We start from the raw sequence: 13,403 nt of genomic DNA on the forward strand, positions 1-13,403 counted from the left end.
GTCACTCGGCATCGCCATCTTTCTTCTCGGCCTCGAAACCGACGGTCTTCGGGTCAAGAACGTAATGGGCGCTGCAGAACTGGCAATCGGCCGTGACCGTGCCCTCGGGCGTGGTCATGTAGGCAATGTCCTTCGCCGAGTAGATCGACAGCGATTGGCGCACCTTGTCCTCGGAGCACGAGCAACCGAACTCGATGCGCTGCGGATCGTAGATGCGCGGCTCTTCCTCGGAGAACAGGCGCACCAACAGGTCCGTCGGATGGACGCTCGGGCCGATCAGCTCCAGCTCCTCGACCGTATCCAGCAGGATGTTGGCGCGGTTCCAGTTCTCGGCATCCTCGCCATCGACCAGATCGCGGGCATGCAGCAGGCCGTTCTCGCCGGTCGCGCCGTCCTTGGCCTCGGGCTGCACGGCATGTGGGCTGGCCTTGGGCATGTGCTGCAGCATCACGCCGCCGGCGCGCCAATGCTCAGGCTTGCCGGGCATGAGGGTGCGGCCGAACGAGGTTTGGAACCGGGTCGGCAGCTGCTCGGACTGGGCGAAATAGGCCTCGGCGCAATCGGACAGCGACTTGCCGGCGATCGGCGTGATGCCCTGATAGGGCTGCATCCCCTCACCCTGGTCGATGATGATCGCCAGATAGCCTTCGCCGATCTGTTCGAACCCCGGGGCGGACATGTCCAGCCGCTCAAGGTCATAGCTCGCCCAGCCGCGGATCGAGGCGGGGGCGCCATCCTCGGTCGGGGCGTAGTAATCGGTGGCGATCAGACGCGCGGCACCCTTGCCGCGGACCTGCAGCGACAGCCGCCAGCGCAGTTTCAGCGTCTGGCCGATCATCGCGGTCAGCAGAACGGCCTCGGCGACGAGGTCTTCGATAGGGGCGGGATATTGGTGCTGGGAGAGCACGGTATCGAGCACACCATCCAGCCGGGCGACGCGGCCACGCACATCGGCCTTGTCCAGCTGGAACGGCAGGATCGTATCATCCCAGGCGATTTGCGCACCGAGGGTCATGGGCAGAACCTTCACATCATGGGGCTTGGTTTTGAGGCCGTCATATAGGAATCCTTTCCGCAGGGCCAAGGGGCAAAGGTGATTCGCCCCCGACAAGAGCCACGAGCAGATACAGGAGTGGGCCATGAACCCGCGTTTCGGACCGGGGCCCGAGCAGGGTCGCCGCTATACCCGCCGTCCCGGGGCCTATGCCGTGCTGTGGCGCGGCGGGCAGGTCCTGCTGACCCATCAGAGCGATCCCTGGCCCGAGTTCCAGCTGCCCGGCGGCGGCGTGGATCCCGGCGAATCGCCCATTCAGGCGCTGCATCGCGAGGTGTTCGAGGAGACCGGCTGGCGCATGTCCGTGATGCAGCGGCTGGGGACTTTCCGGCGCTTCACCTACATGCCCGAATACGACCTCTGGGCCGAGAAGGTCTGCATGATCTACCTCGGCCTGCCCGTCCGCCGTCTGGGCCCGCCCAGCGAGGCCGGGCATAGCGCGCATTGGCTGGACCCGGTCGAGGCGATGGAGCTGGTGGGCAATGATGGCGACGCCGCCTTCCTGCACCGCGCCATCGAGTTGATGCGATGACCCCGCGCGTTCTTGGGCGCCGGCCGTTTCTGGCACTAGCAGCCGGCGGTTTGGTTGCCGCCTGCTCGCGCGGGCCGCAATTCCGCGACTATGACGGCCCCGAGGTGACCGAGATCCGCGTCTTCAAGGCCGACCGGCAGATGGAGCTGTGGTCCGGGGCCACGCGCCTGCGGACCTATGACATCGCGCTCGGTCAGAACCCCTTGGGACACAAGGAACAACAGGGTGATTCGCGCACGCCCGAAGGCAGCTACCGCATCGACCGCCGCAACCCCGAGAGCCGCTTTCACCTGTCCCTTGGCATCGATTACCCGAATGCCGAGGACAGGACCCGCGCACAGGAGGCCGGCGTCGATCCGGGCGGCGACATCTTCATCCACGGGCTCGGTGAACGCTCGCGCTTCAGCCGCTATCGGCGCGGCGACTGGACGGATGGCTGCATCGCCGTGTCCAACCGCGAGATCGAGGAGATCTACGCGATGGTGCAGGACGGCACGCGCATCATCCTGAGCGCTTAACGGTTGGGGCGGGTATCGGCGACGGGGGCCTGCTGCTCCAGCGTCTGGGCGGCATTGGTGGGCATCGTTGCCGAATTGCCCAGACCCAGCACATACCACAGCTTGCCGTTCGGCTCCTGGTACCACGCAAAGCCCAGATCCTGCGCGCGCGGGTCCATCAGGATCGCGCGTGTGTCCTCCTGCGACAGCCATGCGGTCAGGGTCTCGACCTCGGTCTCATAGGTTTCCGAGACCACCTCGCCGATGAAATATCCCGTGTAACCAACGCGATGCACCCGATCGATCGGCGACGAACCGTCCGAACCGAAATGCCACGGCCGCGCCTGCACCGACATGTCGCGCGCATGCGTCGCGGCGGCAGAGGTCAGCGCGACCTGAAATTCCACCGGCATCAACCCGGATTGCTGACGCACGGTGTTCAGCGCATCCCGCATGCGGGCCTGAATCTCAGGGATGTCCGCGTCGGAGATGCGATAGACGCTCTGCACCGGACGACCATCCGGACCCAGCTGCGCGACAGGGCCGCCCGTGCCCGAAGACACGCAGGCCGCCAGCAACAAGGGGGCGAGAAGCGAGAGCAGGGCAGTACGCAGCATCGGAGACCTGTGGATAACCAGCCCGTCCGGCATAGCGAAAAGCCTGCGGCAATTCAAATGCAACTCGGCGTGAGACAGCCGGTCGCAGCGTCCAGCGCGTTGCGAAAAAGGCATTTTCACGCTATCATGCCCGAAAAAACAGAGGCATCGAGAGCAGTTTCATGTCCCCATTCCCCCCTCTGCGGTCCAGTCGCCGCGGCTTCCTTCTGGGTGGCGTCGCCTTGGGCGCCAGCCTCGCGGCCCCTGCCGTCCTCGCGCAGGCACAATCCGGCGCGGCGCTGGTCAACCGCAATGACCTCGAGGCCGATCAGCGCGAAGAGACGCGGCGCAACATCACCAGCTTCCGCGTACTGGAATGGCGCAACCATTTCGACAACCTGCGCGGCGGGGCGATTCTGGCCGATACCGTCAGCCGTTGCGTGCATTTCTGGTCCGAGGACGAACGCACCTACCGGATCTACCCCTCTTCGGTCCCGATGACCGAGGAGCTGACCCGCACCGGCCGGACCGAGGTCGTGCGCAAGGTCGTGGGCCCGGAATGGCGCCCCACGCCCGAAATGCGCGCCCGCTATCCGGAATGGCCGCCCTTCGTCGGGCCCGGCCCGGACAACCCGCTGGGCAGCCATGCGCTGTACCTCGGATGGACCTATTATCGCATCCACGGGACCCATGACACGCGCAAGATCGGACGGCGTTCGTCCAGCGGCTGCATCGGTCTGTACAACGAGCACATCTCGCAGCTTTTTTCTTATGCGAGAGTGGGTACGCAGGTGTTGCTAATTTGACGACAAGCCCGCGAAGCGCACGAATGCCACACGTCACCCGTTGCATTTGAAGCCGCAAACTGCTTTCAGATCAGGTACGAGGTATCGTCTTGGGTGCATGTTTCTGTCCTCATATCAAAGCAGGGACATGCGAATACTGGAGGTTAACATGAAGAAACTTGCTCTCGCCGCGCTGTTCGCCGTTGCTGGCACCGCCGCTCTGGCCACCGGCTACGTCGCTCCGGTCGTCGAGCCGGAAGTGGTTGTGGCTCACTCGTCGTCGTCGGTTGGCGGTGTCGTGGTTCCGCTGCTGCTGCTCCTGCTCGTCGCCGTCGCGGCTTCGTGATTTCGCAATCGGCTCCGGTCTGACCGGGTCCGACTACGATATCAAACCAAAGGGGTCAGGCTCGCCTGGCCCCTTTCGGTTTTTCGGGGCCTGAATTCGGCGACGGAAATGGGCCCAGACATAGAGAAGGCCGGCGAGGAAACCCTTGCCGGCCTTCTCTATTTCTGCGGTGCAGCAGGTCAGTCCAGCCAGCCGCGCAGGTTCTCGGTGGCGATATGGGCCAGCACGTCCATGTGCAGCGCATCGTCATTGAGGCAGGGGATATAGGTGAAGCTCTCGCCGCCCGCATGCTCGAAGGCCTCGCGGATCTCGCCCTGAATTTCCTCCAGCGTCTCGATGCAATCGGCGCTGAAGGCCGGCGCCATCACCGCGATCCGCTTCACGCCCTTTTTCGCCAGCTCGGCCACATGTTCGACCGTGTAGGGCTTCAGCCATTCCTCGCGGCCAAAGACCGACTGGAAGGTGGTGTGGATCGAATCAGCCCCCCAGCCCAGCCGTTCGCGCAGCATGCGCGTCGTCTTCTGGCACTGGCAATGGTACGGGTCGCCCTGCATCAGATAGCGCTTCGGCATCCCGTGGTAGGACGCGATCAGCAGGTCCGGTTTGACCTCCAGCCCGGCATAGGCGGTCTCGACCGATTGGGCGAGCGCCTCGATATAAAGCGGGTTGTCGAAATAGGCCGGGACGGTGCGCGCGGCGGGTTGCCAAGGCTGTTTCATCAGCGCGCGGAAGAACTGGTCATTGGCCGTCGCCGTCGTCGCGCCCGCGTATTGCGGATAGAGCGGGAAAAACAGGATCTTCTCGCAGCCCGCCTTGACCATCTTCTCGACCACGCTCTCGGTCGAGGGATTGCCGTAGCGCATGCAGAAATCGACCATCACGCTGTCGCCGAACGCCGCCTCCATCCGCGCGACAAGCGCCGCCGTCTGGTCCTTGGTGATCGTCATCAGCGGGCTCTCGCCCCTGTCGTGATTCCAGATCGACTTGTAATTCTTGCCCGAGCTGAACGGCCGCTTCGTCAGAATGATCAGCTGCAGCAGCGGTTGCCATTTCCAGCGCGGCAGGTCGATGACCCGCTCGTCCGAGAGGAACTCGTTCAGATAGCGCCGCATCGACCAGTAGTCGTAATTGTCCGGCGTCCCGAGGTTGGCGATCAGCACGCCCACCTTGGCCGGCTTCACGGCGGGGTGGTCGGCGGGGGCATGGGCCAGGCGGCCGTGTCCGGGCGTGTCTTTCATCGTTGTCCTCTCAGATCGGGCGCCAGACCTACCGGGTCCGTCCCTGTCGTCAATCCTTGGCCGGGCGGTCTGCGCTGAAAGGCGCCGGTTCCAGACCCGTTTCCTTGGTGCCCAGCGCCTCGGCCAGCCGATGCGCGGCCGAGCCCGGCCTCAGCGGCTTCTGCTGCGTGTCCGAGGGCGCCCAGCCGGTCAGGAACAGCGTCTCCACCGTGGCAGGCAGGCGTCCCTCGGCATCGGCGTAGGTCTCTACGTACAGCTGCGCGGCGCGGATCAGCATGGCGCGCTTCATCGGGGCCTTGTGGCGCCCGGCCAGCGCATTCACCTCGCCCATCGCGCGCAGGTCACGCACCAGATGCAGGAGGTCGCGATACAGCACCGTCCGGGTGAAGCCATCCGCCACCGGCAGCGCGAAGCCCGCGCGTTGCAGCAACGCGCCCAGATCGCGGATCTCACCCATCGGCACCACGCGGGGCGACAGCCCGCCGGTCACGTCGCTCTCGGCCTGCGCCAGCACCGCGCGGAGTTCGTTCAGCGATTGCCCCCCGAACATCACCCCCATGAACAGCCCGTCCGGCTGCAGGGCGCGGCGGGACTGGATGATCTGACCCAAGGGGTCATCGGCCCAATGCAGCGCCAGCGCGTGGATCACGAGGTCGTGAGCGCCTTCCTCAAGGTCCAGCACCTCATCGTCGGCGATGATCTTCGCGCCGGGCAGACGGCCCTCCCAGACTTCCGGGAAAGGCGTCACGATCGCCGGCTTCGTAAACGTTCTGTTAACCTCGATCAGCCGATCCTGAACTTCGTCGGCGGCGTCGTCCTGCAGGAAGAACGCGGGATCGCGGCGGGCGCGGTCACGGAACCGGGCCAAGGCGGCGCGGTCGGTCAGGGCGGGGGGACGATTGGCGCTCATGGGCACTCTGTTTCGCCTCACGGGGTCGGAAGTCAAGACGGCCATCCATCACACCCTGCGGCGGGGGCTGGATATCCTGTACCCACCGCAATGCCTCGCCTGCACGGAAGCGGTGCTGGAACCCGGCACCCTCTGCGCCCGCTGCTGGGCAGAGACGCCCTTCATCACCGGCCTGTCCTGCGACCGATGCGCGACCCCCCTGCCCGGTCCCTCCGAGGATGCGCCGATCCTGTGCGACGATTGCCGTACCACCCCCCGCCCATGGAGCCGGGGCCGTGCACCGCTGGTCTATGGCGGGGCCGCGCGCAAACTGGTGCTGGCGCTGAAACATGGCGACCGGCAGGACATCGCCCACCCCGCCGCGCGCTGGATGGCCCGCCACGCCGCGCCGCTGGTCCGGCCCGATACCGTGCTTGTTCCCGTTCCCCTGCACCGCTGGCGGCTGTTTCGGCGGCGCTATAACCAATCGGCCCTTCTGTCCGGTGCGCTGGCCCGGCTGTTGCAGCGTCCCCACCTGCCGGACCTGCTGTTGCGCCCGCGCTCCACCCACAGCCAGGACGGGCGCAGCCGCCTTGCCCGCTTCGACAACATGCAGGGCGCGATCATCGCCCATCCCAAGCGGCTCAAGGCCGTCGAAGGCAGGCATGTGCTTCTGGTCGACGATGTGATGACCTCGGGCGCGACGCTGGCGGCAGCGTCCGAAGCCTGCTTCGCGGCGGGCGCAGATGATGTCGATGTGATCATCCTCGCCCGTGTGCTGCGCGACGAATGAGGACGACGGCGCGTTAGCGGTTCACAACGCGCGCCTTGCGCACTACATCCGTTGCAACGCGAAAGGATCCCCCAATGGCCAAGGTCGAAATCTACACCTCGCCCTTCTGCGGCTACTGCCATGCCGCGAAGCGTCTCCTCACCTCGAAGGGCGTCGAGTTCACCGAGATCGACGTGATCGAGAACCCCGACCGCCGCGACGAGATGGTCAAGCGCGCGAATGGCGGCCGCACCGTCCCGCAAATCTTCATCAACGGCACCCATATCGGCGGCAGCGACGACATGCATGCGCTGGACCGGCGCGGCGGCCTCGACCCGCTTTTGGCGGCCTGACCCCATGCGCGCGGGCCTGCTGCAACTGAGCGTCGGCGACCTGCCGCTGGAGAATGTCTCGCTGGTGCGCGAGGCCGTGCGGCAGGCCGTAGCCGGCGGCGCGGGCTTCGTGCTGACGCCGGAATGCACCAATTGCATCTCCTCGGATCGCAAGCACCAGCAGGGCGTCCTATCCATCGAGGCCGAAGACCCGGTGCTGGCCATGCTGAGGGATGAGGCCGCCCGTGCCGGTATCTGGCTGCTGGCGGGCTCGCTGATCGTGAAGACCGGCGACCCTGAGGATGCGCGCTTCGCCAACCGCTCGATCCTGATCGGGCCGGACGGGGCCGTGACCGCCCGCTATGACAAGATCCATCTCTTCGACGTGCAGGTCTCGGAAACCGAAACCTATCGCGAGAGCGCCGGTATCCGCCCCGGCGACAAGGCGGTCGTTGCCAAGACCGACTTCGCCACTCTGGGGATGTCCGTCTGCTACGACGTGCGCTTCGCCCCTCTCTACCGCGCCTTGGCCAAGGCCGGCGCGCAAGTGCTGACCGTTCCTGCCGCCTTCAGCCCCGTCACCGGCGCCGCGCATTGGCACACGCTCTTGCGCGCCCGCGCGATCGAGACCGGGTGCTACGTCCTCGCCCCCGCGCAATGCGGCCAGCATCCGCAGACCACCGGCCGCAGGCGCGCCACCTATGGCCATGCGCTGGCCGTCGCGCCTTGGGGTGAGGTGATCGGCGATGCGGGCGAGACCCCGGGTATCGTCTTCGCCGATCTCGATATGGCTGAGGTTGAGAACGCCCGCCACAAGGTCCCCGCTTTGCACCACGACCGCCCCTTCACCGCGCCCGAGAGCCTGACGTGAAGCCGCCCAAGCCCCTTGATGACCTCGCGGTCCCGCTGTTTGCCGAGCTGTTCATGACCGATCAGCTGGCCCGCGCACGGCTGACCAAGGTGCTGCCCAAGGGCATGGAGCTGTCGCATTTCAGCGTGCTCAATCACCTCGCCCGCAAGCAGGAGGAACGCACGCCCGCGCAGCTGGCGAAGTCCTTCCACGTCACGCGCGGCGCGATGACCAACACGCTGGGCAAGCTGGAAATCGCCGGCCATATCCACATCCGCCCCGATTGGGACGACGCACGGCGCAAGTTCGTGTCGATCTCGCCCGCAGGCCGAGCCGCGCGCGATGCGGCAATTCAGGCGATCTCCCCGGTCATCGGCGCGCTGGCCTCGAAGATCGGCATCGACCGCGTCCGCGCCATCCTGCCGGTGCTGCGCGAATTGCGGGTGGAGCTGGAAAAGGACGACCAGCAGGGCTGATCCATTCACCCTGCCGATCCTTCGCATTTGCACTATCAATTCGACTGATGCACCGCAGCGCAATAGCGTGACCCCGCGCGGAGGACCCGGAAACGGGCGGGGAGGGACATATGGCGCAGCGGATCATCGACTTGGCGGTGAGCCTGACGGCAGGCATTGCCTCGGACCCCAAGGGGCTGGGGCCCGAGATCGAATATCTCGACCATGCCACCGGCGCGCGGGATTTTCAGGCCATGTTCGGCGTGCCCGAGGGCGCCCTGCGCGACGGCGCGGGCGCGGCGGCCGAGCGCTGCCGGATCACCACCCATAACGGCACGCATATGGACGCGCCCTGGCATTACCACCCGACGATGAATGGTGGCGAGCGGGCGATGACCATCGACGAGATCCCGCTGGATTGGTGTTTCGGTCCCGGCGTGAAGCTCGATTTCCGCCATCTGCCCAACGGCCATACCGTCTCGGCGGCCGAGGTCGAGGCGGAACTCGCGCGGATCGACCACAGCCTCCAGCCCGGCGACATCGTGCTGGTCAACACCGCCGCCGGCGCGCGCTACGGGCGGGAGGATTACGTCGCCTCGGGCTGCGGCATGGGCCGGGAGGCGACGCTCTACCTGACCGCGCGCGGCGTGAAGATCTGCGGCACCGACGCCTGGAGCTGGGATCCCCCCCTCGCCATGCAGGCCGCCAAGGCGCGGCAGACCGGCGATTGGTCGGTCTTCTGGGAGGGTCACAAGGCCGGTGCCGACAGCGTCTATTGCCATATGGAGAAGCTGGCCAATCTCGACCAGCTACCCGCCACCGGCTTCCGGGTCATCGCGCTGCCGGTGAAGGTCGAGCGCGCCTCGGCCGGTTGGTGCCGCCCCGTCGCGCTGATCGACTGACCCGAGGAAGCCCCCATGAACACCGACTCCCTCCCCTCGCGCGGCACCGTCCCCGGTGTCGAGCGCCTCACCGGCTATGTCGCCATGGTCGCCGTCGCCGGTATCCTGACGGGCGCGATCATCGTCGTCGGCGATGTGCTGGCGCGCTGGCTCCTCGGCACCGCCATCGTCGCGCTCAATGAGATCATGTCGAGCGTCTTCGCTGTCGCCGTCGCCGCCACACTCCCCGCCGGGGCCGCGCGGCGGGTCAATCTGCGCATCGACCTTCTGGGTGCGATGACCGGGCCGCGGCTGACCGCCTGGATGACGCTGCTCGGCTCCCTGATGCTCGCCGCCTTCTTCGCGCTGCTGGCCTGGCGGCTCTCGGTGTTGGGGCTGCGCTATGCCGCACAGGGGCGCGCCACGGCGATCTGGAACTGGCCCCTCGCGCCGACCTATTTCGCCATCGCCTTTTTCATGGGCCTTGCCGCTTTGGTGCAACTGTCCAATGCCGTCCAGGATGTCCTCGCGCTGCCCAAGGCCAAGGGCCCGCGCTCGCATCCCGTGGTCCCCGTGTTGGCGGCGCTCTTGGTCGTGCTGGTGCTCGGCGGCCTCGGCTGGGGCGTGGCGGATTACGACGGCCTCACCCAATGGGCCGGCGCGCATCCGGCTTTGACCGTGATCCTCGCCTTCACCGTCCTGTGGCTCGGCGTGCTGCTGCAGTTGCCCCTCGCCACCGTCACCGCCGCCATCGGGCTCGCCGGCACGATGCTCTATCTCGGCGGCGCGACCTCGGGGAATGTCTTCGCCTCGGACAGCGCGGATTTCCTGCGCGATCCGCAGGTCGCCACGCTGCCCCTGTTCCTGATCATGGGCGCCTTCGCCGTCGCCGCCGGGATCTCGGACGATCTGTTCCGCGTGGCCAACGCCCTCCTTGGCGGGGTGCGCGGCGGGCTCGCCTATGCCACGGTCGCGGGTTGCGCGGGCTTCGGCGCGGTCAGCGGCAACTCCGTCGCCACCTCGGCCACCTTCGGCCGCCTCGCCCTGCCCGAGATGACCCGCCGCGGCTATGCCCCTGCCCTCTCCACCGCCACCGTCGCCGCCGGAGGCACTCTGGGCGCGTTGGTCCCGCCCTCAGGCGTGATCATCCTCTTCGCGCTGCTGACCGAGGAATCCATCGCCGCGCTCTTCGTCGCCGCCATGGTCCCGGCGCTGCTGGCCCTGCTGCTCTATTTCGCGACGATCTGGATCACCCTGCGCCTGAATCCCGCGCTGGTCCCCGAAACCGAGCCCGGCTCGCGCGCCGACCTGATCCCCGCGCTGAAGGGCGCCTTCCCGGTGATCCTGCTGTTCACGGCGGTGATCGGCGGGCTCTATGGCGGGCTCTTCACCGCGACCGAGAGCGCCGCCGTCGGCGCGGTCGGCGCTTTCCTGCTGGCCTTGGCCCGAGGCCGCCTGAACCGCCACAGCCTCTTGCAGGTCTTCGGCGAGACCACGGCCTCGACCGCGATGATCTACGCGCTGATCTTCGGCGCGCTGGTGTTTTCCTTCTTCATCAACCTGGGCGGCACGCCGCAGATGGTCACCGACTGGATCGGCGGGATCGAGGCCCGGCCGGTGTTGATCCTCGGCGTGCTGATCCTGTTCTACCTCGCGCTGGGCTCGGTCATGGACAGCTTCGCGGTGATGGTGATCACGGTCCCGGTGGTGACGCCGCTGGTGCTGGATCTGGGCTACGACATCCTGTTCTGGGGCGTGTTGATGCTGGTGGTGGTCGAGACCGGGATGATCACGCCCCCCTTCGGCATGAACCTCTTCGTGCTGAAGGCGCTGCAAAAGGATGTGCCACTGGGCACGGTGATGCGCGGCGTAGTGCCGTTCATTCTGGCCGATCTGGTGAAGATCGTCCTGCTGGTCGCGGTGCCGGCGCTGTCGCTGTGGTTGCCGGGGACGATGCGGTGAAGGGGGAAGTAGCGCTATCGCCTGGTGCGTGCCACTCAGCTAGGCCCATGAGCCGGCCATATACCAGACCAATACGGTTTATTGCCCGAGCTGTTGCAGTGAATTATTAATCTACAGTAAGAAATGGAACTCGAAGAATCAAGACCTGCAGCGAAGCCTTAAAAGACACAAAGTTCCGCCCCTTCATTTTCCATCAATATCTTTGACTCTATCAATAACAGCTCGTAGGAAAGCTGCTCTTGGGTTCAGTGACAGGCCATTTCTGGACATGTTATCTGCAAAACGATCAATCAATCCAGTGCCAATGACATTTGAGAAATCGATCGGACCTTTTTCCCCAGTAATATTATTCGACGCGATGCGCTCAATCGCACTGACATTCAGCGGTTCAATGTCCCTCCTAAGGTGTTTGAATTTCTCTTCAGCGGGAATATCAACATTCGCCCATCCAGATGGATATCCTACAGCTACTTCCACATCAGACCATTCAAAATGCAAAGCTTTCATTCCCGCTTCAGAGAACGCCCGCCATGGACAAGCGTCGAAGGGCATATCAGTGTAAAAATCTGATAATAGCGATCCGAGCTTCACAAGATGCTCAGCACATGCAACCCTAATATCTTTGCCAATAACATCCCTTGGTAGTTTTGTGCGATCCTCAACGAACCGATACGTGTATCCTCCGCCTATTATCGCGCCGCTGACGTATGACACAGGGCCCTGCTTCTGGGAAACATTTCGGAGTTCTAAAAAGAAGCGCATGGCAGGGTCGTTACGCATTATTGCCTGTTTCTCAGCATACCAGTCACCGAAACCGGCGACTCTCGACATCGAACTCTGCATTATGAATGTAACGTTCCGAGAAGCAGACAGAAAGGCGTTTAGTTCATACTGGAAATAAATCCCATCCGCCTCCATGGACCTACAAAGGAAGTATTCTGCTTCCAGCAGCTTCTCAGTAGCGTGACGGAGGGAGGTGAAAATATGTGGCATTGATGTAAGATTGGCGAAAGCATGTTTTCTTGCAAGTACTGCGTGGCATAAAGTTGGACTGATCGTTCCACTTCTCGATACGATCTTGGGTACGGACCGCAGCAAAGGACCGCTCCCCGCCTATATAGACCCTTTTCATACAAGAAGAGCCCCACCCGGGGCCCTCCTCTCTGCTCCTGATGCAGAAGCCTCACTCCCCGCCAGCATCCCCCAATGCCTGCCGGTAGGCCTCCAGCACCTCGGCGCCGCCCGGCGTGCGCTCGACAAAGGCCGCCTCGATCGGCGCGCCGACGCGGGCGACCAGCTCGGCCACCTGCTCCTCACTCAGCGTGTGGAAGCGGCGCTCGCCATTGCTACGGACAAAGCCCAGCGCATCCGCTTCCCAGGCGTCGACCTCGACCCCCAGCTGACGCGCCGCGTCACATCCCGAATGACGGTCGAGGATCGCCCGGGCGGCCTCGGGCAGAGCGTCGTAGCGGTCGCGCATCATGAAGACCATGCCGAGCCCGCCGCCCAGAGGTGCGATCAGGTGGTCTGTGGTCACCTCGTGCAGGCGGAAGCCGGGGAAGGCGGTGAAGTTCATCACCAGCCCCTCGGCCGTGCCGCGCTGCAGGGCCTGATACATCTCAGGCACGTTGATCGACAGGGGCGTGCCGCCATAGGCCTGCACCAGCCCCGCGACGACCGGGCTGCCGGTCATCACCTTCATCCCGGCCATATCCTCCATCGAGGTCGCGGGATGGTTCTGGAAATGCAGGCTCGCCTGCGGGAATTGCACGAAGACCAGAGGCACGATGTCGGCCATCTCGCCGTCGAACATCCCGCGTTCGTGCATCAGGCAGGCGGCGACGGCGCCCTGTTCGGAGTTCTCGACCATGAAGGGCAGCGTCGTCACCAGCGAGCGCGGGAAGCGCCCGGCGTCGAAGGCGGTGATGCCCCAGACCATCTGCACCACGTCATCCTGCACGCGGTCGTAGAAATTCTCGTGGTTGACGATCATCGGCCCGTTGCGCAGCTCGATCTGCAGGACCGAGGGATCCTCGGCATTGATCGCCTCGACCCAGGGGGTGAGGATGCGGGTGACCAGCGGGTGCTGCTCGGGGTTGGCGGTGCCGAAGGCCAGAACCTCCTGCGCGGCGGCGGGCACGGTGGTCAGAAGCGCCGCGCTGGACAGCAGCGCCGCGATGGTGCGTTGAAACATGGTTTTTCCTCCCTCAGGCC

The 13,403-nt window shown here is 65.1% G+C and carries 16 protein-coding genes; 10 read left to right on the plus strand and 6 right to left on the minus strand.

Annotation, left to right across the window (positions count from 1 at the left end; genetic code table 11):
- Position 1: 1 nt before the first annotated feature.
- Positions 2-1,015 carry an Hsp33 family molecular chaperone HslO gene (locus tag BCY78_RS05230; RefSeq protein ID WP_068298831.1) on the minus strand — a complete coding sequence of 338 codons (1,014 nt, stop codon included), beginning with the start codon at positions 1,013-1,015 and terminating at the stop codon, positions 2-4.
- A gap of 124 nt (positions 1,016-1,139) precedes the next feature.
- Between BCY78_RS05230 and BCY78_RS05235 the strand changes: the two genes are divergently transcribed.
- Positions 1,140-1,586, plus strand: coding sequence for an NUDIX hydrolase (locus BCY78_RS05235; RefSeq protein ID WP_068298832.1), 447 nt, complete (start codon positions 1,140-1,142; stop codon positions 1,584-1,586).
- Positions 1,583-2,104, plus strand: coding sequence for a murein L,D-transpeptidase family protein (locus BCY78_RS05240; protein ID WP_068298834.1), 522 nt, complete (start codon positions 1,583-1,585; stop codon positions 2,102-2,104). Before BCY78_RS05235 ends, BCY78_RS05240 begins: the two co-directional genes overlap by 4 nt.
- On the opposite strand, the gene BCY78_RS05245 is transcribed toward BCY78_RS05240, so the two are convergent.
- The gene (locus BCY78_RS05245; RefSeq protein WP_068298838.1) at positions 2,101-2,700 is read right to left on the minus strand and encodes a CAP domain-containing protein; all 600 of its coding nucleotides are present in this window, start codon (positions 2,698-2,700) and stop codon (positions 2,101-2,103) included. The two genes, BCY78_RS05240 and BCY78_RS05245, sit on opposite strands and share 4 nt — an antisense overlap.
- A gap of 161 nt (positions 2,701-2,861) precedes the next feature.
- Between BCY78_RS05245 and BCY78_RS05250 the strand changes: the two genes are divergently transcribed.
- Positions 2,862-3,485, plus strand: coding sequence for a L,D-transpeptidase (locus tag BCY78_RS05250; RefSeq protein ID WP_068298841.1), 624 nt, complete (start codon positions 2,862-2,864; stop codon positions 3,483-3,485).
- Positions 3,486-3,633: 148 nt separating this feature from the next.
- On the plus strand, positions 3,634-3,810 hold the full coding sequence (locus BCY78_RS25825; RefSeq protein ID WP_199523114.1) for a hypothetical protein: 177 nt from the start codon (positions 3,634-3,636) through the stop codon (positions 3,808-3,810).
- Between the two features lie 179 nt (positions 3,811-3,989).
- On the opposite strand, the gene hemH is transcribed toward BCY78_RS25825, so the two are convergent.
- Both hemH and BCY78_RS05260 read right to left on the minus strand, forming a co-directional pair.
- Positions 3,990-5,048 carry a ferrochelatase gene (gene hemH / locus BCY78_RS05255; protein WP_068298846.1) on the minus strand — a complete coding sequence of 353 codons (1,059 nt, stop codon included), beginning with the start codon at positions 5,046-5,048 and terminating at the stop codon, positions 3,990-3,992.
- 49 nt (positions 5,049-5,097) lie between these two features.
- Entirely contained in the window at positions 5,098-5,958 is an 861-nt protein-coding gene (locus BCY78_RS05260) for an SAM-dependent methyltransferase (protein ID WP_068298850.1), read from the minus strand.
- Between BCY78_RS05260 and BCY78_RS05265 the strand changes: the two genes are divergently transcribed.
- The 6 genes from BCY78_RS05265 to BCY78_RS05290 all read left to right on the plus strand — a co-directional run bounded on the left by BCY78_RS05265 (position 5,957) and on the right by BCY78_RS05290 (position 11,189).
- Positions 5,957-6,730, plus strand: coding sequence for a ComF family protein (locus BCY78_RS05265; protein WP_068298853.1), 774 nt, complete (start codon positions 5,957-5,959; stop codon positions 6,728-6,730). The genes BCY78_RS05260 and BCY78_RS05265 overlap by 2 nt on opposite strands.
- Positions 6,731-6,804: 74 nt before the next feature.
- The gene (gene grxC, locus BCY78_RS05270) at positions 6,805-7,062 is read left to right on the plus strand and encodes a glutaredoxin 3 (RefSeq protein ID WP_068298856.1); all 258 of its coding nucleotides are present in this window, start codon (positions 6,805-6,807) and stop codon (positions 7,060-7,062) included.
- Between the two features lie 4 nt (positions 7,063-7,066).
- Positions 7,067-7,912, plus strand: a complete 846-nt coding sequence (locus BCY78_RS05275) for a carbon-nitrogen hydrolase family protein (RefSeq protein WP_068299342.1) — start codon at positions 7,067-7,069, stop codon at positions 7,910-7,912.
- A gap of 53 nt (positions 7,913-7,965) precedes the next feature.
- A complete protein-coding gene (locus BCY78_RS05280) occupies positions 7,966-8,367 on the plus strand; it encodes a MarR family winged helix-turn-helix transcriptional regulator (RefSeq protein ID WP_068299344.1) in 402 nt (133 codons plus the stop codon).
- A gap of 110 nt (positions 8,368-8,477) precedes the next feature.
- Positions 8,478-9,248: a cyclase family protein gene (locus BCY78_RS05285; RefSeq protein WP_068298859.1), complete on the plus strand. Its 771-nt coding sequence runs from the start codon at positions 8,478-8,480 to the stop codon at positions 9,246-9,248.
- Between the two features lie 15 nt (positions 9,249-9,263).
- A complete protein-coding gene (locus tag BCY78_RS05290; RefSeq protein WP_083194837.1) occupies positions 9,264-11,189 on the plus strand; it encodes a TRAP transporter large permease subunit in 1,926 nt (641 codons plus the stop codon).
- Between the two features lie 183 nt (positions 11,190-11,372).
- Here BCY78_RS05290 and BCY78_RS25170 read toward each other — a convergent pair whose 3' ends face one another.
- Complete coding sequence (locus tag BCY78_RS25170) at positions 11,373-12,182, minus strand: hypothetical protein (RefSeq protein ID WP_158515903.1); 810 nt, start codon at positions 12,180-12,182, stop codon at positions 11,373-11,375.
- A gap of 190 nt (positions 12,183-12,372) precedes the next feature.
- On the minus strand, positions 12,373-13,383 hold the full coding sequence (dctP, locus tag BCY78_RS05295) for a TRAP transporter substrate-binding protein DctP (protein ID WP_068298860.1): 1,011 nt from the start codon (positions 13,381-13,383) through the stop codon (positions 12,373-12,375).
- Positions 13,384-13,403 lie beyond the last annotated feature (20 nt).

The organism is Pararhodobacter sp. CCB-MM2 (assembly GCF_001691415.1).
GTDB lineage: Bacteria > Pseudomonadota > Alphaproteobacteria > Rhodobacterales > Rhodobacteraceae > Pararhodobacter.